This window comes from Pseudomonas sp. P4_C4, assembly GCF_056402055.1.
Window position 1 is genome coordinate 1 of record NZ_JBFUID010000016.1, and the last position, 22,586, is coordinate 22,586.

21 protein-coding genes and 2 pseudogenes are annotated in these 22,586 nt (G+C 60.8%); 10 read left to right on the top strand and 13 right to left on the bottom strand.

From position 1 onward, the window contains the following. Positions 1-57 precede the first annotated feature (57 nt). The 8 genes and pseudogenes from AC1DXW_RS10720 to AC1DXW_RS10755 form a co-directional block, all read right to left on the bottom strand. A pseudogene (locus tag AC1DXW_RS10720) lies at positions 58-180 on the bottom strand (putative sulfate exporter family transporter); the annotation flags it as partial. Positions 181-331: 151 nt separating this feature from the next. After that, the gene (locus AC1DXW_RS10725; RefSeq protein WP_477760000.1) at positions 332-1,342 is read right to left on the bottom strand and encodes a YeiH family protein; all 1,011 of its coding nucleotides are present in this window, start codon (positions 1,340-1,342) and stop codon (positions 332-334) included. Continuing rightward, entirely contained in the window at positions 1,339-1,665 is a 327-nt protein-coding gene (locus AC1DXW_RS10730; RefSeq protein WP_477753530.1) for a Rieske (2Fe-2S) protein, read from the bottom strand. Before AC1DXW_RS10730 ends, AC1DXW_RS10725 begins: the two co-directional genes overlap by 4 nt. Further along, positions 1,662-2,324: a DsbA family oxidoreductase gene (locus AC1DXW_RS10735; RefSeq protein ID WP_477753531.1), complete on the bottom strand. Its 663-nt coding sequence runs from the start codon at positions 2,322-2,324 to the stop codon at positions 1,662-1,664. Before AC1DXW_RS10735 ends, AC1DXW_RS10730 begins: the two co-directional genes overlap by 4 nt. Then, positions 2,321-3,652, bottom strand: a complete 1,332-nt coding sequence (locus AC1DXW_RS10740; RefSeq protein WP_477753532.1) for an MFS transporter — start codon at positions 3,650-3,652, stop codon at positions 2,321-2,323. Before AC1DXW_RS10740 ends, AC1DXW_RS10735 begins: the two co-directional genes overlap by 4 nt. Before the next feature lie 92 nt (positions 3,653-3,744). Continuing rightward, a complete protein-coding gene (locus AC1DXW_RS10745) occupies positions 3,745-4,797 on the bottom strand; it encodes a beta-keto acid cleavage family enzyme (RefSeq protein ID WP_477753533.1) in 1,053 nt (350 codons plus the stop codon). 103 nt (positions 4,798-4,900) lie between these two features. Continuing rightward, positions 4,901-5,749, bottom strand: coding sequence for a TauD/TfdA dioxygenase family protein (locus AC1DXW_RS10750; RefSeq protein WP_477753534.1), 849 nt, complete (start codon positions 5,747-5,749; stop codon positions 4,901-4,903). Positions 5,750-5,762: 13 nt separating this feature from the next. Continuing rightward, entirely contained in the window at positions 5,763-6,743 is a 981-nt protein-coding gene (locus AC1DXW_RS10755; protein ID WP_218429410.1) for a quinone oxidoreductase family protein, read from the bottom strand. Between the two features lie 202 nt (positions 6,744-6,945). On the opposite strand from AC1DXW_RS10755, the gene AC1DXW_RS10760 reads away from it, so the two are divergent. Then, the gene (locus AC1DXW_RS10760; RefSeq protein ID WP_477753535.1) at positions 6,946-8,865 is read left to right on the top strand and encodes an alkaline phosphatase D family protein; all 1,920 of its coding nucleotides are present in this window, start codon (positions 6,946-6,948) and stop codon (positions 8,863-8,865) included. A gap of 119 nt (positions 8,866-8,984) precedes the next feature. Here AC1DXW_RS10760 and srmL read toward each other — a convergent pair whose 3' ends face one another. Further along, positions 8,985-10,133: a PheS-related mystery ligase SrmL gene (srmL, locus tag AC1DXW_RS10765; RefSeq protein ID WP_477753536.1), complete on the bottom strand. Its 1,149-nt coding sequence runs from the start codon at positions 10,131-10,133 to the stop codon at positions 8,985-8,987. Between the two features lie 248 nt (positions 10,134-10,381). On the opposite strand from srmL, the pseudogene AC1DXW_RS10770 reads away from it, so the two are divergent. From AC1DXW_RS10770 to AC1DXW_RS10785, 4 genes and pseudogenes are all read left to right on the top strand, one after another. After that, positions 10,382-10,585, top strand: a pseudogene (locus AC1DXW_RS10770) (CgnE/CgnB domain-containing protein); the annotation flags it as partial. A 252-nt stretch (positions 10,586-10,837) separates the two neighbouring features. Continuing rightward, on the top strand, positions 10,838-11,329 hold the full coding sequence (locus AC1DXW_RS10775; RefSeq protein ID WP_477753537.1) for a P-loop NTPase family protein: 492 nt from the start codon (positions 10,838-10,840) through the stop codon (positions 11,327-11,329). A gap of 206 nt (positions 11,330-11,535) precedes the next feature. Then, positions 11,536-11,790, top strand: coding sequence for a type II toxin-antitoxin system prevent-host-death family antitoxin (locus AC1DXW_RS10780; protein WP_477753538.1), 255 nt, complete (start codon positions 11,536-11,538; stop codon positions 11,788-11,790). Then, positions 11,787-12,041, top strand: coding sequence for a Txe/YoeB family addiction module toxin (locus tag AC1DXW_RS10785; RefSeq protein ID WP_015093589.1), 255 nt, complete (start codon positions 11,787-11,789; stop codon positions 12,039-12,041). The genes AC1DXW_RS10780 and AC1DXW_RS10785 overlap by 4 nt, the downstream gene beginning before the upstream one ends. 8 nt (positions 12,042-12,049) lie before the next feature. On the opposite strand, the gene AC1DXW_RS10790 is transcribed toward AC1DXW_RS10785, so the two are convergent. Further along, a complete protein-coding gene (locus tag AC1DXW_RS10790) occupies positions 12,050-13,225 on the bottom strand; it encodes an acetylornithine/succinylornithine family transaminase (protein WP_477753539.1) in 1,176 nt (391 codons plus the stop codon). 102 nt (positions 13,226-13,327) lie between these two features. Between AC1DXW_RS10790 and AC1DXW_RS10795 the strand changes: the two genes are divergently transcribed. Further along, on the top strand, positions 13,328-14,233 hold the full coding sequence (locus tag AC1DXW_RS10795) for a LysR family transcriptional regulator (protein WP_477753540.1): 906 nt from the start codon (positions 13,328-13,330) through the stop codon (positions 14,231-14,233). Between the two features lie 35 nt (positions 14,234-14,268). On the opposite strand, the gene msrA is transcribed toward AC1DXW_RS10795, so the two are convergent. The 3 genes from msrA to msrB are packed head-to-tail and all read right to left on the bottom strand — an operon-like array spanning position 14,269 to position 17,334. After that, positions 14,269-14,976 carry a peptide-methionine (S)-S-oxide reductase MsrA gene (msrA, locus tag AC1DXW_RS10800; RefSeq protein ID WP_477753541.1) on the bottom strand — a complete coding sequence of 236 codons (708 nt, stop codon included), beginning with the start codon at positions 14,974-14,976 and terminating at the stop codon, positions 14,269-14,271. A gap of 30 nt (positions 14,977-15,006) precedes the next feature. Next, complete coding sequence (locus AC1DXW_RS10805) at positions 15,007-16,782, bottom strand: cytochrome c biogenesis protein DipZ (RefSeq protein ID WP_477753542.1); 1,776 nt, start codon at positions 16,780-16,782, stop codon at positions 15,007-15,009. 33 nt (positions 16,783-16,815) lie between these two features. After that, positions 16,816-17,334 carry a peptide-methionine (R)-S-oxide reductase MsrB gene (msrB, locus tag AC1DXW_RS10810; protein WP_477753543.1) on the bottom strand — a complete coding sequence of 173 codons (519 nt, stop codon included), beginning with the start codon at positions 17,332-17,334 and terminating at the stop codon, positions 16,816-16,818. Between the two features lie 279 nt (positions 17,335-17,613). Between msrB and AC1DXW_RS10815 the strand changes: the two genes are divergently transcribed. The 4 genes from AC1DXW_RS10815 to AC1DXW_RS10830 all read left to right on the top strand — a co-directional run bounded on the left by AC1DXW_RS10815 (position 17,614) and on the right by AC1DXW_RS10830 (position 22,521). After that, positions 17,614-18,333, top strand: coding sequence for a response regulator transcription factor (locus AC1DXW_RS10815; RefSeq protein ID WP_008000098.1), 720 nt, complete (start codon positions 17,614-17,616; stop codon positions 18,331-18,333). After that, the gene (locus AC1DXW_RS10820; RefSeq protein ID WP_477753544.1) at positions 18,330-19,850 is read left to right on the top strand and encodes a sensor histidine kinase; all 1,521 of its coding nucleotides are present in this window, start codon (positions 18,330-18,332) and stop codon (positions 19,848-19,850) included. Before AC1DXW_RS10815 ends, AC1DXW_RS10820 begins: the two co-directional genes overlap by 4 nt. Before the next feature lie 317 nt (positions 19,851-20,167). Beyond that, entirely contained in the window at positions 20,168-20,872 is a 705-nt protein-coding gene (locus AC1DXW_RS10825) for a hypothetical protein (RefSeq protein WP_477753545.1), read from the top strand. A gap of 218 nt (positions 20,873-21,090) precedes the next feature. Continuing rightward, positions 21,091-22,521, top strand: coding sequence for an aminotransferase-like domain-containing protein (locus AC1DXW_RS10830; RefSeq protein ID WP_477760001.1), 1,431 nt, complete (start codon positions 21,091-21,093; stop codon positions 22,519-22,521). Positions 22,522-22,586 lie beyond the last annotated feature (65 nt).

Sequence of the window (22,586 nt, forward strand, 5' to 3'; positions counted from 1 at the left end):
CGTCGGAACGCCGCCCGGAGCAAGCTCGCTCCCACAGGTTTTGTATCAACCTGACGATTAGAAGCCCCAGCGCAGCAACAACAGCACCAGCACGACCAGGAACACCGTCTCCCCGACCATCAGCAGAATCGGCTTGATCCCGACCGCCGCCAGCTCCTTGAGCCGGGTCTTCATGCCCAGAATGCGCGAAGTTGGAACACTATCCCTGTGGGAGCGAGCTTGCTCGCGATGGCGGTGTGTCAGCCGCCATGAGTGTTGAATGTGAAACCGCTATCGTCGGAACGCCGCCCGGAGCAAGCTCGCTCCCACAGGTTTTGTATCAACCTGACGATTAGAAGCCCCAGCGCAGCAACAACAGCACCAGCACGACCAGGAACACCGTCTCCCCGACCATCAGCAGAATCGGCTTGATCCCGACCGCCGCCAGCTCCTTGAGCCGGGTCTTCATGCCCAGGGCACTGATGGAAATCACCAGGCACCAACGCGACAGTTCGTTGACCGATCCCTGCACCGCAGGCGCTATCCAGCCGGTGCTGTTGATGCAGGCCAGAATCAGAAAGCCGACGGCGAACCACGGCAACAGCGGCGGGCGCTTGCCGGTCGGGTCAGCGCCCTGCATGCGGGTGATCATCGCGGCGGTGACGATCACCGGCAGCAGCATGGCAACGCGCATCAGCTTGACCACCGTGGCCGTGTCGCCGGTCTCGGTCGACATGCTGTAGCCGGCGCCAACCACTTGGGCCACGTCGTGGATCGTGGCGCCGAGGAATACGCCCGCGACTTGCGGCGACAACTCCAGCCAGTTGGCGATCATCGGGTAGACGATCATCGCCAGAGTCGACAGCGCCGACACGCCGATGACGGTGAACAGTGTCGCCCGCTCTTTCTGCGGATGGTTTGGCAGCGCCGCCGCCAGCGCCAGTGCCGCCGAGGCGCCGCAGATGGCCGTCGCGCCGCCGGTGAGCATGCCGAACAGGCGCTGGAAACCCAGGGCCTTGGCCGCAACCACCGAAACACTGATGGTCACCACCACCAGAATCACCACCAGGGCTATCGGCTTCCAGCCCAGCGCCGCCATTTGCTCCAGGGTGATGCGCATGCCCAGCAGCGCCACGCCAATGCGCAACACCGTGCGCGCGGTGAACTCGATGCCGGCCTTGCACGGGCCGTCATCGGCGAGAAAGTTCAGGGCCATGCCCAGCAGCAAGGCAAACAGCATGACCGGCGCACCGTAGTGCTCGGACAGGAACGACGCGGCGGCCGCCACGATCAGACTGACGATAAACCCTGGTGCCAGTTCGCGCGTGCGACTGTGGATACGGGTGAGAGCAATGGCGCTCATGACGCGGACTCCTCGGATGCGATGACGATAAACGCCTGGCCGTCGATGCTCTCGACCGGGTAGTTGGTGACTTTGACCTGGGTGGAATTGAGCATGTAGCCGCTGCGCAAATCGAAGCGCAGGCCATGGGCGCAGCATTGAATCACCCGGCCCTCAAGGCGCCCGCCACACAGCGAGGCGCCCTGATGCGGGCAGCTGTCGTCGATGGCAAACAGCTGCCCGTCGACGTTGAATAACGCCAGGCTTTTGTCTTCGAATTCGAACAGCGCCCGGCCACCGGCCTGTGGGTGTTTGCCGGCTGGTACGGGAATGCGCCGGGTCATGTCGGTTGCCGCTCGCGATCACTTTCTTTCAGTGCCTGGCTCATGGCTGCCAGCAATGTCTCGGCAGGCTGTGCGCCGACCACCGTCATGCGGCGGTCGAACTGAAAACCCGGTACGCCACTGCTCGCTCCGGAAAAGCCTTCAAATGGAGAGGCGTCGCCATTCAGGCAATCGGCCACGGCCCCCACTTCAATGCCGCAGGAGCGGGCAATGGCGAGCAAGATCTCACGGCAACCGAGATCTTCGCCCTTCTGGAAATATGCCGCGAACAGGCGCTCAAGCAAGACGTCACTCTGGACAGCATTGCCCAGCGCACCGACACGCTCGAACAAACGATGAGCGTCTGCGGTGTTGGGCATGGTCGCGATGCGGCTGAAATCGATAGCCAACCCGACTGCCGCCGCAGCCTGCCGGATCTGGGCCTGACGCATGGCCACTGCGTCCGCATCGCCCAGGCGCTTGCGATAGAAATCGGCGAAGGGTTCACCTTGTACCGGCAGCTGCGGCAGCAACTGCACCCCGTGCCACACCGTGGTGATCTGCACATCCGGGTGGCGACTGCGAAACTGCACCTGCGCATGCTCCAGTTGGCGTTTGCCGATCAGGCACCAGGGGCAGATAAAATCGAAAAACACATCAATACGTAAACGACGACTCACAACTTCACCTCTATCCCGGCTGCACTGAAGGGCTCAGGCACGCTCTGACCCTCAAGCCGGGCGATATCTTTTTGGTAATGACACTTGGCATAGAAGAACACCGCTGCCGCCGCGAGGCTGACCAGTGGCACTAATTGGAAAGCGGCATGCAGGCCGATGAGGTCGGACACACGGCCAGTCAGGAACGGCCCCGGTGCCAGCCCCAGCAGGTTATTGGCCAGGGTCAGCGTGGCGAACGCCGTACCGTGGACGGAGTAATGGGTCAGGTTGGCAACCATCGCACCGGCGGGGCCGGTGGTGCCGGTGGCAATCGCCATGCCCAGACAGATCAGCGCCAGTTGCACAGGCCCTGCCGACAATGCGAACGCTGCCGACAGCAGCAGGCAACTGCCCAGGCAAAAACCAATGGCCAGGCTGACCTTGCGCTCCGGCGAGTTCCGACACAGGCGGTCGCTAAGCATGCCGCACAGGATCATCCCCGCGCCGCTGCACAACACGATGATCGCCGCCATGCCACCGGCCTTGTCGGTGGGCATGTCGTAGTAGCGATTGAGGTAGCTGGGAATCCACACCATCACCGTACCGCCGACGAACAACTGCAAGCCGCTGGCGACGTAGGTCGCTACCACCGAACGGCTGGACCACAGCGTGCGCAGCGGACGCTTGACCGCGGCGGCCGTCTTGTTCGCAATCTGCGCGGCACGTTGTGGCGCAATGCGCGCCTCCTTGACGATGAGCGGGTAAAGCACCGCCAGAAACAGGCCAAACAGCGACATGCCGGCGAACGACCAGCGCCAGCCCAGCTTGGCGGCAATCGCACCGCCCAAAGCCATGCCCAACACCGAACCGAACATGCCGCCAGCCATGAAGGCGCTGGCCAGGGTGGCGCGCATGTGTTTGGGGAACACCGAGATCACCACGGCGATGCCCACGCTGCCGTAGGCGGCTTCGCCGACGCCGACCATGAATCGCGCAATGAACATCTGCTGGTAGTCCTGAGCCAACGCGCAACCCAGGGTCGCCACGCTCCACAGAAAAGCCATCAGCGCCAGGCTCTTGACCCGGCCGAAACGGTCCGCCATCAACGACAGGGGAAACGTCAGCAGGCCGACCATCAGGGCAACGATGCCACTGAGCAGACCGAGCTGACCGTCGCTCAACGCCCACTCAGTCTTGAGCAGCGGGAATACCGCGTTCAGCACCTGACGCGACATGTAATCGGAAATCAACAGGCCGAACGTCAAGGCAAAGACGATCCAGGCATATTGGCGCGCAACGCCGACTCCGCCGGAGTCGTCATCGTCAGCGGCGATTGGGTGAAAGGCCATGCAGCCTCCTCAAGAGCTTTGTTTTATTTTTGTTATCAAGCGTGTAACGGTCAGGCGGACGAGAGGTCACGGCCTCTCGTCCCGACCCTCGGTCAGCCGCGTTGCGGCACGCCTTTCTGCCCAGCCTTGCGGTTGGGGGCCATGCCGTTGGCCAACAGGGTTTCTTCGATGGTTTCGTACTGCACGCCGATGCGGTAGATCTCGCGGGCTTCTTTGCCGGTGGCGATTTCACGGCCCAGTTCATGGGCAATGCGCACGGTTTGCCGGATCTGTGCAACCGAGCCGAAACGATCGCCCTTGTGATCAATGATAGTGTCTTCATTGCCCACACGCGGGTGCATGCCCATGGCCATCGACATGGTGTTGAATGGCATGACGTTCTTGAGCAGCGATTCGGAGGTCACAGTAGAACCGTCCGGCGCGCGGTGGAGGAAGTTGAAGAAGTTGAACGGATTCGGACCATCGAAACCGCCGCCGATGCCGATCCAGGTCAGGTTCAACGGACCTTTGTAGACGCCCCTGCGCACCAGACGCTCGAGGGTTTCCAAGGCATGCATGCCGGTCAGCTGGAAGTGTGGCTGGATGCCGTTGTCCATCAGGCGCTTGAGGTGCTCGGCAACCCAGGCCGGGCCAGCCGGTACGGTCATCTCGCTGTAGGCCGCCTGGATCATCGGGTTGGCCAGGGAGGTGCCTTCCAGGTATTCCGGATACAGCAGCTCCATGATGTTCATCTGGGTGGTGTTGATCGCGACCGTGACCTGATCCGGTTTCGGCGTCAGCTCGGCCAGCATGTGGCGAGTGTCGTCGGACAGCCACTTGGCCGCTTCACCGTCGCTTTCCGGAGCGAAGGAAATCGAGCCACCGACCTGGATGATCATGTCTGGCACGGCTTCACGCACACCGGCGATCAACTCGTTGAACTTCGACAGACGCTTGGAACCCTTGCCGTCCAGTTCGCGCACATGCAGGTGCAGCACGGTGGCGCCGGCTTCATAGCAATCGACCGCTTTCTGGACTTGCTCATCCATGGTCAGCGGGATGTCTTCCGGGAAGTCTTCAGGCATCCATTCAGGGCCGTACGGGGCCACGGTGATGACTACCTTTTCCATGTTTTCCGGGTGCAGGGAATCGTCGAAGAATTGCATGGTCTACTCCAGTTCTTATGATTGTCCCGCCCACCCGGGGTCGTGCCGGGCAGACGTGTTTACGAGTGCGAATGCTTTGAGTGCGGATGCAAGTGGCGTTCGATCAGAACGTCTTGTCGCCGATGATCCCGGCGCGATCCATCTTGCGATGGCACGGCGGGTAATCCATGACGGCGTAATGCTGGGTACTGCGGTTGTCCCAGATGGCGATGCTGTTGGGCTTCCAGCGCCAGCGCACCTGATACTCGGGGATGTACGCCTGGCTGATCAGGTAGCGCAGCAACTCGCTTGCGCCGGGGTTGGCGTCCTGGCCGAAGCGCACCCGCTCAGGGGTGTGGTAGTTGCTGATGTGGGTGGTGAAGGCGTTGACGAACAGCACCTTCTCGCCGGTTTCCGGATGGGTGCGCACCACCGGGTGTTCGGCGTCCGGGTACATCGCTTTGAGCGCCAGACGCTTTTCGATCGGCATCGCCGCACCGAAACTCGCTTCGATGCTATGGCGAGCGCGCAGGTCGGCGATCTTGACCTTCACGTCTTCCGGCAAACGCGCGTAAGCCTCGACCATGTTGGCCCACATGGTGTCGCCGCCCACTGGCGGGCACTCCACGCAGCGCAGCACGCAGCCCATCGGCGGCGCCTCGCGCCAGGTGGCGTCGCTGTGCCAGGCGTTTTCGTAGCGGTCCGCCGGCTGGTCCGGTTTCTTGTAGATCTGTACCAGACCCGGATGCTCCGGATCGCTACCGGCCACCGGATGATCCTCCAGCTCGCCGAAGCGTCGGGCGAAGGCCACGTGCTCGGAGCGGGTGATGTCCTGATCGCGCAGGAACACCACGCGGTGCTTGAGTAACTGGGCACGGATCTCGGCAAACAGGCCGTCGTCATGGACTGCGTCGGCCAGGTTGACGCCGATCAGTTCGGCGCCGATGGAGCAGGTCAATTGTTCGACTTTCATGGCTGGCCGCTCCTTAAACGACGAAAATCGAAGAGCCGGTAGTCTTGCGCGATTCAAGGTCGCGATGAGCCTGCACGGCGTCCTGCAACGCGTAGTGCTGGTTGATCTCGATCTTGATCCGGCCGCTGCCGACATGGTCGAACAGTTCGCCAGCCAGGGCGGCTTTTTCCGCAGGGTCGCTGATGTAGTTGGCCAGGGCCGGACGGGTCAGGAACAGCGAGCCTTTCATCGCCAGCATCACCGGGTCGAACGCCGGGATCGGGCCGGACGCAGTACCCACGCAGACCATCAGGCCACGGGGTTTCAACGAATCCAGCGAACCCATGAAGGTGTTCTTGCCGACGCTGTCGAACACCACGTTGACGCCCACGCCGTCGGTCAATTCGCGAACGCGAGCGGCGACGTCTTCATGGCTGTAATTGATCGTATGGTCGCAACCGTGAGCCCGGGCGATTTCCGCCTTTTGCTCGGTCGACACCGTGCCGATCACGTTCAAGCCCAGCAATTTGGCCCACTGCGAAACGATCAGACCGACACCGCCAGCGGCGGCATGCAGCAGAATGCTGTCGCCCGGCTTGAAGTCGTAGATGCGGCGCATCAGATACGAAGACGTCAGGCCACGCATGGTCATCGCGGCGGCGGTCTCGAAGCTGATGGTTTCCGGCAGCTTGATCAGCGGCGCAGCCGGGATCAGGCGCTCGGTGCTGTAGGCACCGAGGGTGTTGAGGAAACCGGTGTAGGTGACGCGATCACCGACCTCGACATTGGTGACCCCTTCACCAACGGCCTGGACTACGCCAGAGGCCTCGACGCCCATGCCGTTGGGCAGTGGAATCGCATAGGTACCGTTACGGAAATAGGTGTCGGCATAGTTCAGGCCAACTGCCACATGACGAAGCCGAACCTGGCCGGGACCGGGTTCGCCGACTTCGACGTCCTCATAACGCAGGACTTCGGGACCACCGGTTTCGTAGAAGCGTACGGCTTTAGCCATTTTTCTTATTCTCCAATCTGCAATATGGGCGTGTTGCATCGAATTGCGTTGATTGGACTGTAGGACGAGGCCTGTCGGGACGCTTCTCATCAGACGACAATGGCTTTTCATTTGGTGACAGGCAGAAACGGGATCACCCTAGCCGGCCCCGCTGCCACCTGCGCTATCATCGCCCGCCACGTCCCAAGAGTCTCGAAGACGGATGTCCGACACGCTGCCACTGCCCGACGATCACCAAGCCCTGCCACCGGTCCTGGCCGGCCCGCTGTTGCGGCGCCTTGAGCCCACACGGCTGGCGCTGTGGCTGGTGGCTTCCCGGGCACTGGCGCTGACCTTGCGCTTACAGGGCGTCGGCGATATCCGTCTCGATGCCGGGCAATGCACGGTGATTGCAGTGGGGGCTCATGCCTATGTGCACTTGATCGATGTGCAACTCGATTGCGCCCTGCCCTGGGACGAGTCGATCGACTATGACCTGCTGATCGATGGCACAGAGAAAGGCATCGCCGACTGGGCGCCGCATTTGCTGTACGGCGATGCCCGATGCCCGAACTTCGTTCTGCGCGCACGGGTCGACCAGTTGCTGCACGGCTCTTGCCGCAAGCCTCATCACCCGGCCGTTGACGGTTTGCTCTGCGTCGACCGGTTGCTGGCGCAAAAGCACGACGCCAAGGATCGCCCGGCACTGCTGATGATGACGGGCGATCAGGTCTACGCCGACGATGTGGCGGGGCCGATGTTGCGGGCGATTCACGCCTTGATCGAGCGTCTGGGCCTGTTCGGGGAACAGCTCGAAGGCGCCGTGGTCAGCGACAGCGCCAGGCTCTACGAGCATCCGGCCAGTTACTACCACCGTGCCGATCTGCTGCCGGCGCTGCAAAGCAATGAAACCCTGCGCGAGCGTTTTTTCGGCGGTGCGCGCAAGCCGATTTTCACCAGCAGCAGTGCCGACAATCACTTGGTGACCTTCGCCGAAGTCATGGCCATGTATTTGCTGGTCTGGTCGCCAACGCCCTGGACCCTGATCACGCCCCAGACACCGACGCTCTCGCCGGAAAGGCTCAAGCGCTACGCCCTTGAACAGACGCGCATCGATGCCTTCAAGGCAGGCCTTGGCAACGTCGCACGGGCCATGGCGCATCTGCCGACGCTGATGATTTTCGATGACCACGACGTCACCGATGACTGGAACCTTAGCGCGCAATGGGAGGAAACGGCCTACGGCCATCCGTTCTCCCGGCGCATCATCGGCAACGCGCTGCTGGCGTACATGTTGTGCCAGGGCTGGGGCAACAATCCGGATGCGTTCGGTGCCCTGCTGGAAAAGGCCGGCGCGTTGAGCGCCAGCACACACGATCACCTCGACAGCACCGTTCAGGATGACTTGATCGATGATCTGCTGAAGTTTCAACACTGGCATTACGTGCTGCCCACCACCCCGGCCGTGGTGGTGATCGACACCCGCACCCGGCGCTGGCGCAGCGAAATGAACCTCAAGCAGCCTTCCGGTTTGCTCGACTGGGAAGCCCTGAGCGAACTGCAACAGGAACTGCTGGACCACCCGAGTGCGATCATCGTTTCGCCGGCGCCGATCTTCGGCGTCAAGCTGATTGAAACCGTGCAGCGGGTATTCAGCTGGTGCGGTTATCCACTGCTGGTGGACGCGGAAAACTGGATGGCCCATCGCGGTGCGGCGCAGGTGATCCTGAACATTTTCCGCCACTCGCGCACACCGGGTAACTACGTGGTGCTGTCGGGGGATGTGCACTATTCCTTCGTCTACGAAGTGCTGATCCGCCATCGCAAGGCCGGGCCGCGCATCTGGCAGATCACCAGCAGCGGCATCAAGAACGATTTCCCCGCCACCCTGCTCGAGTGGTTCGACCGCCTCAATCGTTGGCTGTACTCACCACGCTCACCGCTGAACTGGCTGACCAAGCGGCGACGCATGCGCATCGTGCCGCATGTTCCTGAGCATGCTGAAGCGGGTGAGCGGCTTTGGAACTCGGCGGGGATCGGGCAGGTGTTCTTTAATGACCTGGGGCAGCCGCAGACCATCTATCAGCACAACTCGAACGGCTCGCCGAAGACCCGGATGATTGCGCCGGAAGGAGATGATTGAGGTAAAGAAGACACCACAAAAAACTGTGGGAGCGACGGTGCGGCGAGCAGGCTCGCACACACTGGATTTCTGGCATGTACTCTTTCCAGATCCTGTGGGCCTGCTCGCGAAGAGGCCAGTTAAATATTGGGGGAATCCATCCTGTAACCCGCCCCCGGTGCACCTTCATGGAGTGCCACCTGAATTTTCGAATACAAGGCATTCGCCTCAGCAGTGGTGATTGATCGCGAACAATCACGCAGTACAACACGTAGTAGCACATTCTCCTGCCCCGGCAGCAATCCGAGGCGATCAATGGCCTGCAGAGGCAGTTCTGTGAACGTCCAGCGCCCTTTGATCTGCATTTCCTCGATCCAATCTGAACAATCGCCAGCTGCCTGCAACATCCTTTCAGTCAACACTTCCTCGCTCAGCCCCGGCGTTACCGCTAACGAAATATCACGAGTAATCGAAGGCAACCGAGAGACAGCGCTCCACGGATTCAGATCATGCATCTGTGCCTGTACTCGTACGTTCTGATCACGCAGCAAACGAATATCCGGAATGCCTTTGCGCAGCATGGTCAAGCGATCCAATCCCATTCCCAGCGCCAGTCCTCCATGACGCAAAGGATCGATCTTCAGTCGCTCCAATAATGATTTGGCAATTCGACCGCACTCCAGAACCTCTACAGGGACGCCGTCATTCAACAGATTTACTTCGATCCCGCCCTCAGTGTAGTGATGCGGACTATCACTGTAGATCCAAGGCATATCAGGCACGGCGGATTTGAGGATATCGCCGACCAGGCAAAGCAAATGCTCATGCGTCGACAATTCAGGATCACCGAGCACCCAGATATCCATCTGATGCGGCTGCGCACAATGCCAACGATCCCGGCTATCGCGACGAAAAGTGATACCAGGCGCGGCCAATAATATTGACTGCCCCGGTTGTCGTAGCTTGGCCGCTCGCTGAAGCGCAGAGGGAATTTGGCTAGTGGTTTGCGTCCGTAACAGAGACCACTCGTCAACCCATCGAGTGTGTGCACTTCCAAGCGTAATCTCAGATGGGTCATAACCAAGCAATCCGTAGTTTTCTTCAGCGGAAACAATTCTCGGCCCCGTCTGCACTTGCGCTTGTGGCCAGCCTTTATCCGTTAACCCTTGAAGGACCTCCTTGAGTAATAATCGAATGGCGTGATCGGGTGCAGCGGGCTCTGTTAGATCAGCCAGTAACAAGGCTTGGTGTACGGACGTATCTGTCAGATATTTCTTTGATTCCTGCACTACACAACCCCTTATTAACAATTGAATGTAGACCCCCCGTAAAAAGACCCCCATAGACCAACCTAACGATTTCAGATCGTCCACCACAACCAAATTCGGTGAAACACTAAATTTTCAGAAGAGGACTACAGCCACTGCTTACACAAATAACCAAGAGCTTCTTACAAGACACCTAACGAGCATCATTAATTCTGAAAAAAATTCACATCAACGGCGGTTGCAGGAACTTAGTGCAACACGGTTATTGAATTGCAGAAGGGCCTAGAGGCCTCAAGCTGACTGAGTTTGCTATTGGAGTAAACGACACAATCGCAAATAGCATTGACTACAAAATCAACTCTCAATTAAACGAAGGGATTAATGGCGTTCATATAGCAATTGGGGACGGTTCCTCTGGCTATCACATAGACTTCCTGAGCCCAGCAGTAAAGGTAAGCCCAACTCACAACTGAGCCAACCTGATCGCCCTCACCACAACCATCCACATCACAGCGATGTCTAAAAACTGACACTGTAAAAGGGCTTACAGAAAGGATGAGCAGTGAAGCACGGCAAGTTACCGATGAATCTCAAGGTGCGCAGGCCGGCGGATTCTGGTGTACCTGTAGGCTTGCCCGCGGTAAGACCAGCACATCCAACATCAATGCTGACTGAAGCACCGCTTTCGCGAGCAGGTTCGTACCCACAATTGATCGGAGTCGCTCATGGACCTCACCCGCACCCTGATCATCGGCAACTCCGGTTCCGGCAAGAGCTGGCTGGCGCAGCGGCTGGCCGAGCAACTGCATGTGCCCTGGACCGATCTCGACCGGATTCACTGGCTGTCCGACGAACACAGCATCGCCCGCCCCCGAACCGAAGCATTGGCCATGGCGCGGATTGCGGCCGAACAAGAGCGCTGGGTGATCGAAGGCGTGTATGGCTGGATCGCCAGCGAAATCCTGCCAAGGGCGACTGCGCTGATATGGCTGAGCGTCGGGGACGAGGATTGCGTGGCCAACATTCGACAACGCGAGGCCGGGCGCGATGAGCAGGACCTGTTGCTGATCGCCTTGCTGGAGTGGGCGGGCAGTTATCGCCTGCGGCTGGGGTCAAGTGGGTTTGCGGCGCATCAACGACTGTTCGAGGAGTTTTGCGGTGCGAAAATCCGTCTGCGGGATCGGAAGGAGATCGCGGCGATGGTTCATCACTCGTAAATTTTCGCAGCTGCGGTCGGACAATCCTGATGGATGGCGTGTAGCTCAGAATGGGATTACATCAGTCACGGAAACGTCCTGAGGAACATTCGGCGATACTCGATACAAGCGTGGATGCACTTTCCACGTAACAACCACTCGTAGGTATCGCCTTGCCAACATGTACTCATTTCTGTACGTTCTCTGCATCAAGCGAGGACAATCACATGGAAACCATCAACTACACCAACGCTAGGGCACACCTGGCGCAAACCATGGACCGGGTGAATGAAGATCGCGCCCCGCTACTGGTAACGCGTCAGAAAGGCGAGCCGGTGGTGATGATGTCATTGGCCGAATACAACGCTCTCGAAGAGACGGCCTACCTGCTGCGCTCCCCAGCCAATGCCGAACGCCTGATCAAGTCCATCGCCAACCTGCGAGCGGGCCAAACCAATACCAGGCAACTGATTGAAGAATGAATATCGAGTTCACTCCTGAAGCCTGGGACGATTATCTCTGGTTCCAGCAGAACGATAAGGCAGGGCTCAAACGTATCAATCTGTTGATCAAAGCTATTCAGCGTGAGCCTTTCGACGGTCTGGGAAAACCCGAACCGCTCAAGCATAACTTGAGCGGATTCTGGTCACGCCGGATTACGGCCGAACATCGTCTGGTCTACGCCGTTGAAGACGGCGAAATACGCGTCGTGATGTGCAGATACCATTACTGAGCAGAACTTCATCCCTCTTTCACCACGCCCCTCACCCCCCTGACAATCATCTCCACCTCCCGCTCATCAATGGTCAGCGGCGGTAGCAGGCGAATGGTTTTGCCCCGCGTGACGTTGATCAGCAAACCGTGATCCCGGGCGGCGATCAGGCTCAGGTCGCGGATCGGTTGCTTGAGTTCGATGCCGATCATCAGGCCCTGGCCGCGGATTTGCGAGACGTTCGGGTTGCCCGCCAGTTCTGTACGCAATCTTTCGATCAGGCGTTCCCCCTGAATCCGGGCGTTCTCCAGCAAGCCTTGTTCTTCGACGATATCCAGCACCGTGCATCCGACCCGGCAGGCCAGCGGATTACCGCCGAAGGTGCTGCCGTGGCTGCCCGGCGTGAAGAGTTCGGCCGCCTTGCCACGGGCCAGGCAGGCGCCGATGGGCACGCCGTTGCCCAGGCCTTTGGCCAGGGTCATGACGTCCGGGACGATGCCTTCGTGCTGGAATGCGAACCACCGGCCGGTGCGGCCGATGCCGGTCTGGATTTCATCGAGTATCAACAGCCATGAGCGCCGGTTGCACAGTTCGCGCACGGCCTTGAGATAGCCCGGTGGCGCCAGTTGCACGCCGCTTTCGCCCTGGATCGGCTCCATCAGGATCGCCACGATCCGCGAGCCAAAGGCCTGTTGCACCTTGTCCAGCGCGTCGAGGTCGCCGAACGGCACTTTGACGAAATCCCCCGGCAGCTTGTTGAAACCCAGGCGCACCGCCGGGCCATCGCTGGCCGACAAGGTGCCGAGGGTGCGGCCATGAAACGCGTTCTCCATGACCACCACCAGCGGCTGCTCGATACCCTTGTGCCAGCCATGCAGCCGGGCGATTTTCAGTGCGGTTTCGTTGGCTTCGGCCCCGGAGTTGTTGAAGAACGCGCGGTCCATGCCCGCCAGCCGCGTCAGTTTCTGCGCGAGCCGTTGCTGCCAGTCGATGCTGTAGAGGTTCGAGGTGTGCAGCAGTAACCCAGCCTGTTCAACGATGGCGGCAACGATTTTCGGGTGGGAGTGGCCGACGTTGGTCACCGCCACACCGGCGACCGCATCCAGGTATTCGCGACCGGCCTGATCCCACAGGCGAGTGCCAAGGCCCTTGTTGAAACTCAAGGCCAAGGGTTGGTAAGTGCTCATCAGGCAGGCGGCGGTCATGACATCAAGCTCCAGCAAGGGTCGGTGTTTTTGCAGTATGGTTAGCCACCAGAGCTGGATAAACACTGTAAAACTTCAATCATTTAAAAGCTGAGCTTGATAATGGATCTGTTCCAGGCAATGACCGTCTACGTCAAAGTGGTAGAGACCGGCAGCATGACCGCCGCCGCTTTGCAGTGCGAAATGTCCACGACCATGGTCGGCAATCACCTCAAGGCCCTGGAGCAACGGCTGGGTGTGCGCCTGCTCAACCGCACGACACGGCGCCAGCGGCTGACTGAGTTCGGTGCCGCGTATTACCAGCGCTGCCTGGAAGTGTTGGGACTGGTGGCCGATTCCGAGCGACTGGCCGAGCAGACGCTGGACGAACCGAGCGGCATCTTGCGCATCACCGCACCCTTGACCTTCGGTACCGAGCGTTTGGCGCCGGCACTGAGCGAGTTCAGCCGGCAAAACCCGCGGGTGAAACTCGACGTGGTGCTGACCAACCGGCGCCCGGATCTGCTGGAAAACGGTCTGGATGTGGCGTTTCGCCTCGGCGCGCTGGAACCCTCCAGCCTGATCGCCCGCCCGCTGATCGACTACACCCTGACCATGTGCGCGTCACCGGAATATCTGGCCCGTCGGGGCACTCCGCAAACGCCTGAAGACCTGCGACACCACGACTGCCTGTCCTTTGCCTATCCGGCCGGCGATGACTGGCAATCGGTGCAAAAGGAATGGCGCCTGGCCGGTCCCGATGGCGAAGTCAGCGTGGGGGTCAGCGGGCCGATGCTGATCAACAGTTCGGCCGGACTGCATCAAGCCGCGCGAACCGGCATGGGCATCGTGATGATGCCCGATGCCTTGGTCGAACAGGACCTCAAGGACGGAAAGCTGCTGGCCTTGATGCCCGACTACTGCCCGCCCAGTCGACCGATGCACCTGGTCTATGCCCAGGATCGCCACCGTTTGCCGAAACTGCGGCGTTTCGTCGAATTCGCCGTACAGAGGTGGGGCAAGCACTAGCCGGCCGAACAGGCCATACAGTCGCTGATCGCCATTTACATCCCCGCCTTCACCAGCACCGGCTGCTCCTGATAACGATTCGGGTACAGCTGCTTCAACTGCGCGACCTTCGGCAAATCGTTGATCACGATGTACGGATAGGTCGGATGCTCGGTCAGGAAATCCTGATGTTCTTCCTCCGCCGGGTAGAAACCGTTGAAGGTTTCAAGCTTGGTGACGATCGGCTTGTCGAAGGCATGGGCGGCGTCGAGCTGGGTGATGTAGGCCTGTGCGACCCGCTGCTGCTCAGTGCTTTTGGTAAAGATCGCCGAACGATACTGGGTGCCGCTGTCCGGTCCCTGGCGGTTGAGTTCGGTCGGGTTGTGGGCCACCGAAAAGTAGATCTGCAGCAAGGTGCCGTAGCTGACCTGAGCAGGATCGAACGTGACTTCGACCGACTCCGCATGGCCGGTATTGCCGTTGCTGACGCGCTCGTACTGCGCAGTATTGGCCGCCCCGCCTGCGTAGCCGGAGACGGCATTCTTCACACCTTTGACATGCTGGAACACCCCTTGAACACCCCAGAAACAACCACCGGCGAACACGGCGGTTTCACTATGGGCCTGGGTGGTTTCGTCGAGGGCCGGTGGTGGGATGATCACCGCCTCTTCGGCAGCGCCGAACGAGAAGGCCGAGCATTGGCTGATGATGCCGGCAGCCGCCAGCCCCAACAGGGTACGGCGCCAGGTAAAGAGGGTTTTCATGGGGCGAACTCCTGAAGCGTTGGAAAGTAATCAGCCGAAGGTGAAGGCGTAAGCCGACGCGCCCGGATCAAGAAACTCGATGCTGAAGGTCCGGTCGGTCACGCCGCCGCTCTGGCGCACCAGTTGATACAAGCGCTGGTCGGTCACGGTGCCGCTGCCATCGGGGGCCACGTCCATGCCGTGGTCGTCGCCCGGCGCCTTGCCGTCGATCAGCACCTTGAAGCGCACCGGTTTGCCATCGGCGCCAGGGCCGAGCACCAAATGCAAATCACGGGCGTGGAAGCGATAGACGATGCGGCTGGCCGGTGCGCTGGCGGTGGCCCGCTCCGGGCCGACATGCCACTGGCCGTCCAGGCTCCAGTCGTTGAGGCCCAGTTGCGTCGGCGGGTTGTAGGCCGCCAGCTTGTCCGGCACCAGAGCGGTTTCCGGCACGAAATGCTCGGCACGTTGATAGCCGACGTAGGTTTCCGGCGACTGCACTTCGCTGTTGTCCGGGGCCATTTGCACGCCGTCGGCCTTGGCGTTGATCAGCCCGTCCGACACCTTGGTCGAACCGGCCTCACGCAGCAATTGCTGAATGATCCGCTCCGACTCGTCGTACGCGCCTTCGCCAAAATGGTGATAACGGATGCGTCCCTGGGCGTCGGCAAAATAATGTGCCGGCCAGTATTCGTTGTTGAAAGCGCGCCAGATCTTGAACTCGTTATCGATGGCCACCGGGTAGTTGATGCCCAGGTCCTTCATGGCTTTGGTGACGTTGCTGACGTCGCGCTCGAAGGCAAACTCCGGCGCATGCACACCGATCACCAGCAGGCCCTGATCACGATATTTTTCGGCCCAGGCTTTCACATAGGGCAGCGAACGCAGGCAGTTGATGCAGGAGTAGGTCCAGAAATCCACCAACACGACCTTGCCTTTCAAGGCCTGGGCATCGAGGGGTGGCGAGTTGAGCCATTGCACGGCGCCCTCCAGTGGCGGCAGGTTGCCTTCGACCGGCAAGGTGCCTGGGGATTTCTCGGCCACTTGCACCGCGCCCTCAGAGGTCGTGTTCTGCGCTAGTAGCGCCCCGCTGTTACGCAGCGATTTGCCGGACAGTTTCTCCACCAACGCTTGTTCGATACCGCCGGTAGACGCTGTGGAAAACCGCGCCAGAACCCCCGTATCCAGGCCCAGGGCAATCGCCGCCACACCGGCCAGCATCGCCGCGCCAAGACCGCGACGCACCCATTCGCCCGCGCCAATCGAGCGCTTCATCGCGGTGAAGACTTTGCCGCCCAGAAACAAGGCCAGCGCGAGGGACGTAGCGGCACCGGCGGCATACGCCAGCAGCAAAAAGGTGGTTTGAATGCTGGCGCCTTGCAGCGCTGCACCGGTCAACAGCAAACCGAGGATCGGCCCGGCGCAGGGCGCCCACAACAGGCCGGTGGCCACGCCGATCAGGAGCGAAGCACCGGGACGTGGCCGCGCATCGGCACCCGCCGCCTCCGACAAACGACTGCCCGCCGCCACCAGCGGCCGGGTCAGGCGCTCAGCCAATTGCGGCAGCAACAACGTCAGACCGAACAACGCGACGAACACCAGCGCCAGCCAGCGTCCGTACTGGTTGAGCTGCACCACCCAGCCACCGCCCACCGCCGCCAATGTGGCGACCAGCGCGAACGTCAGCGCCATCCCCACCAGCAGCGGCAATCCACTTTTGACGAAGGGTTGCCCGGTGCGGGCGAAGACAAACGGCAACACCGGCAGAATGCATGGGCTGACAATCGTCAGCACACCACCGAGATAAGCGAGGACCAGCAGCCACATGGCGATTACCTGCAAAAAGTGAGTGGTAGGGAATCACACCGTCTTCGGCACGAATTTCATCGCCAGGCCGTTCATGCAGTAACGCAGGCCGGTGGGTTTCGGGCCGTCGTCGAAGACATGCCCCAGATGCCCGCCGCAACGCCGGCAGTGAACCTCTTCGCGGACCATGCCGAACGCACGGTCCTGGCGGGTCGCCACGGCCTTGTCCAGCGGCGCCCAGAAACTCGGCCAACCGGTGCGGCTGTCGAATTTGGTCGCTGAGGAAAACAGCAGCAACTCGCAACCGGCACAGACGAAAGTGCCATCGCGGTGCTCGTTGTTCAGCGGGCTGCTGTAGGCCCGTTCGGTACCCTCTTCGCGCAAGATGTCGTACTGCTCGTCACTGAGGATGGCGTGCCATTCTTTGTCACTGTGGGTCACTTCGAATGCCTCCGCTGCGCTGGCCTCGCTGATTAATGCGGTGCCTGTGGAAAACTTCGGCAACAAGCCGATCGCCAGGGTTGCCACCCCCAGTCCGCCGCTCACTAGAAGAAATTGCCGTCGTGAAAACATGCTCGTCTCCAAAAAATCCAGGGGTGTTTCATGGAACACAGCCTAGGCTTTGGGTGATCGCCAAATCCTCACGGGAAGTTAAACAATTCGTGATAACTCGGCCCCCGAAAAACCCGCACAATGCCTGTGCAAATGTAGGAGCGAGCCTGCTCGCGATGGAGGCCAACGATGACGCGGGATACCTGACGCCCCGCGGCGTCCTCAGGTTTTTCGCGAGCAAGCTCGCTCCTACAGTGGCATTACGCACAATGCGTCCATTGCGCTGAAGGATTGAGCTGTATGGAACAGACCAAACGCGTCCTGGTGGTCGAGGACGATATGCATATCGCCGACCTGATCTGCCTGCATCTTCGCGATGAGCAGTTCGAGGTGGTGCACAGCGCCGATGGCGATGAAGGCATGCGCCTGCTGCAGCAAGGCAACTGGGACGCACTGGTCCTCGACCTGATGCTGCCCGGTGTCGACGGCCTGGAAATCTGCCGCCGCGCCCGGGCCATGGCCCGCTACACGCCGATCATCATTACCAGCGCGCGCTCCAGCGAAGTACACCGGATTCTCGGCCTGGAACTGGGTGCCGACGACTATCTGGCTAAGCCCTTTTCCATGCTTGAGCTAGTGGCCCGGGTCAAGGCGCTGCTGCGCCGGGTCGATGCCATGGCGCGCAACCTGAAGATGGACGCCGGCAGCCTGCTCACCGACGGCCTGGCCATCGACCCGATCACCCGCGAAGTGTCCCTCGACGGACGGCGCCTGGACCTCACGCCCCGGGAGTTCGACTTGCTGTATTTCTTCGCCCGCCAGCCCGGCAAGGTGTTTTCGCGCATGGACCTGCTCAATGCCGTGTGGGGCTACAGCCACGAAGGCTACGAGCACACGGTCAACACCCACATCAACCGCCTGCGCGCCAAGATCGAGGCCGACCCGGCGCAACCGGTGCGCATCCTCACGGTCTGGGGTCGCGGCTACAAATTCGCCACCGGTGAGGAGCCGCAGCCATGAGGCTGACCCTGACGCAACGCCTGTCCCTGGTGTTCGCCGTGCTGCTGCTGGTGTGCTGCGGCACCTCGGCGTGGTTGCAGGTGCGCTCCAACCAGATGCATGAGCAGGAAGTGGTGCAAGGGCTGTCCCGGGACCTGGCGCAGCACATCGCCAGTGACACGGTGCTGATGGACACCCAGGGCCTGATGCCCAACGCCGTGCGCGACCTGTTCAGCAAACTGATGCAGGTCAACCCCAGCGTCGAGGTGTACCTGCTCGACTCCGCAGGCAAGATTGTCGGCAGCGCCGCGCCCGAAGGCCGGATCCGTCGCGAACAGGTCGACCTGGCGCCGATCCAGCGCTTGCTGCGGGGCGATGCCCTGCCCATCCTCGGCGACGATCCGCGCAGCGTCGATGCGCGCAAGGTGTTCAGCGCTGCACCGCTGAAGGTTGAAGGCAAGCCGGCCGGTTATCTCTACGTGGTGCTGCTCGGTGAAGATCACGACCGCCTGGCCGAGCGCGGTGCGACCAGCGCGGCGCTCAACACAGCGCTGTTGTCCATCGGACTGGTGGCGCTGCTGTGCCTGATCGCCGGTCTCACCGCGTTTGCCCTGATCACCCGGCCGTTGCGCCGCCTGACCGAAACCGTCAGCCAGTTCGACATCGATGGCGTGCCGGTCACACCGGCCCTGCCCGTCGCGGTGGAAAAAGCCGCCAGCCACGATGAAATCGCCGTGCTCGATGCCGCGTTCCGGCAGATGCAGGCACGCCTGGGCGAACAATGGCGCTCGTTGACCCGCCAGGATCAGGAGCGCCGCGAACTGGTGGCGAACATTTCCCACGACTTGCGCACACCGCTGGCCTCGCTGCACGGTTATCTGGAAACCCTGTCGCTCAAGGACACCACGCTGTCCCCTGCCGACCGCCGTCGCTATCTCGGCATCGCGCTGGATCAAAGCCGCAAGGTCGGTGGTCTGGCGCAGTCGCTGCTGGAACTGGTGCGCCTGGAGCATGGCTTCGTGCAGCCGGTGCTGGAGCGCTTCTCCCTGACCGACCTGGCCCAGGACATCTTCCAGAAATTCGAACTCACCGCCGAAGCGCGCAAAGTCGAACTCAAGGCCACGTTCGCGCCGAATGCCTCGGCGGCCTGTGCTGATCTCGGCTTGATCGAGCGGGTGCTGACCAACCTGTTCGACAATGCCCTGCGCCATACCCCGCCGGGGGGCGAGGTCGAACTGGGCCTGCGCCCGCAAGGCTCATTCATCGAAGTCACGGTCAGCGATACCGGCCCCGGCATCGCCCCGGAACTGCGCGAAGGGTTGTTCCTGCGGCCGTTCAATATCGGCGGCGCACGGCGTGATGGCGGGCTGGGGCTGCGGATCGTGCATCGCATCCTGCAATTGCACGGGCGCGAGATTCAGTTGATCGATATGCCGGGGCGCGGTGCGACGTTCCGGTTTTCGTTGCCGATCGATGAGGAAACGGCGACTGCCTTGGCGGTGCGGTCGATGAACCTGAATACACCGCGGCAGGCCTGACAGTCCGAGGCGCCTGCATCGCGAGCAAGCTCGCTCCCACAGGGGTTATGTGTCGATCACAAAATCAGCGACACATCGGATCAATTGTAGGAGCGAGCCTGCTCGCGATGGACGTTAACGATAACGCGTTCATTCTGGATGAACTCGGTGCCCTTGAGACCATCGCGAGCAGGCTCGCTCCTACAGGGGGAGCAAAAAGATGACCAGCCGCCTGTTGATCCGTGACAACGCCGCCCCGGTCCAATAGATTAGGCGACCTGAAAAAGCCCCCGGGCTTTCTCGCCCCTATTCAAGTTCAAAGAAGTAGTGAAATTTCAATGTCCGATTCCAATACCGCTGAATCCGTAGTCACCCTGTCGTCCAAAGCGGAATACGAAAACTCCATCAATCTTTCACAGCACATGCCCCAGGCCAAGACCATCAGCGAGATGGTGCTGGACGCTTTCCAGTCCACCCGCGAAAGCGACCAGATCCGCGAACTACGCGCCGCGATCCGCCAGGCCCACGACAGCTTCGACGATGACAAAGCCTACGAACTGATGGGCGAACTCAAGCAGCTCAAGGACGCCGAAGCCGCCGACATCGCCGCCCTCGAAGACCTGAGCAGCAAATTCCCGATCAGCCGCATCCTGTCCAGCTTCAAGGACGACCCGGCGTTTCAGGAAATCGTCTACGGCCTGGCCCTGAAGGTGCTGAACCAGACGCACCAGGCCATCAGCAACCCGAGCGGCGGCAAGAGCAAAGCCGCCAAGGCCAAGAAAGAAGTCGAAGTGTTCACCATCAGCAAGGACGGCATCAGCGTCACCTTGCCGTTGCGCACCCCGCGCTCGCGCCTGAACGTCGACCGTGAAGCCCTGGAATTCCTCGGTTTCACCTTCGTGGGCGAAGGCGAAGAGGCGGAGCTGGAAAGCGAGACGTTCCTGGACAACAGCGGTGCCGAACAGGCCGTCAACCGCAAGAACATCATCACCGCCCTGCAGCAGCAGACCGCGTTCGACGGCTATAGCATCGCTGCGCAGTAAGGCGACCTCGCCACAAGGTCTTCAGCGACTGACTCAAGAGCCCCGCCATCAGTGCGGGGCTTTTTATTGCCCGTGATTCGGGCAAATCCGCGATTACTCTTCCAGTATCGACGCCAGAACCACACTTCCCTTCACCCATGAGCACCACGGGTCCGCCTGCAGGGAGCGTCAACTCACTTTCCAGCCCAGACCTCGGTGGTGCAACTGCTGAGGTCATCATGAACACGACCCCCTTGTATCGCCAGTTGGCCAACCATTACCTGGACGCTATCCGCAGCGGCATCTTGAAAACCGGTGAACGCCTGCCCTCGATCCGGTTGATGATGGAAAAACACGCCGTAAGCCTGTCGACCGCCGTGCAGGTGTGCCGGGAACTGGAAGACTATGGCGTACTGGAAGCCCGGCCGCGCTCCGGCAACTACATTCGTCAGCCCGACACCGTGCCCAGGCGCGCCCCGATTGCCTTGGCGCCAACGCTGGATACCAGCATCTATGTCGGCATCCATGAACAGGTCTCAGCGGTGCTCAAGGCCAGTCAGCGCGCATCGATCAAGGTCAACTTCGCCAGCGCCTACTGCGCGCCCGAGCTGTATCCGCTGAAAACCTTGCAAGACAACATGATCAAATCACTGCGCTTGGCCCCCTACCTGCTCGGCACCGCGGGCGGCGCCTGCGGCAACAGCGCATTGCGCAACATCCTGGCCCGACGGGCTCTTGCCAGCAGGACCCACCTGGCCCCCGAGCGGATCGTGATCACCAACGGCGCCACCGAAGCGATCAATCTGGCCTTGCGCGCGGTCACCCGCCCCGGCGACACCGTGGCCGTGGAGTCGCCGACGTTCTACGGTCTGCTGCAAATTCTCGAAAGCCTGAACCTGCGGGTGCTGGAAGTCCCGGCCTCAGCCCACACCGGGCTCAATCTGGCGGCCCTGCAACGGCTGCTGCAAGGCCCCGAGCGGATCAAGGCATTGATTGTCATTCCCAACCTGCAAAACCCGCTGGGCAGCATCATGCCCGACGCCAACAAGGCACGGCTGGTGAAACTGTGCGCCGAGCACAACACCGTACTGATCGAAGACGACACCTACGGCGACCTGGTGGACACCGAGCAGCCGTTGTCCACGCTCAAACACTGGGACCGCACCGACAACGTGATCTATTGCGCCTCGCTGAACAAAACCCTCGCCCCGGGCATGCGCCTGGGCTGGATCAGCGCCGGCAAATGGCACGAGCGCGTGGAAATGCTCAAGCATACGCAGTCACGGGGGTGCGAGGCGTTATCACAACTGGCGGCCAGTGAATTCATGCGAACACCGTCTTACGAGCGTTACCTGCGGCGGTTGAGGAAAACCCTGACCCAACATCGTCAACAGATGAGCGAGGCGATTACTCGCTACTTCCCCCTCGGCACCCACGTGACCAATCCCCAGGGCGGCACGTTGTTATGGGTTGAACTGCCTCGCCGGTATTCGTCCATGGCGTTTTTTCATGATGCGTTGAACGTCGGCATCCAGATTTCGCCTGGGGATATCTTTTCCAATGCCAGGCGTTTCGATCACTTTGTGCGCATTGGCTGCGGCGCGCCGTATTCACCGCGGATTGATGAGGCCGTGCAGACCTTGGGCCGCTTGCTCCAACATCAGGGTTAACCGCAATCCTGTGGGAGCGAGCTTGCTCGCGATGGCGGTGTGTCAGACACATCAATGTTGAATGT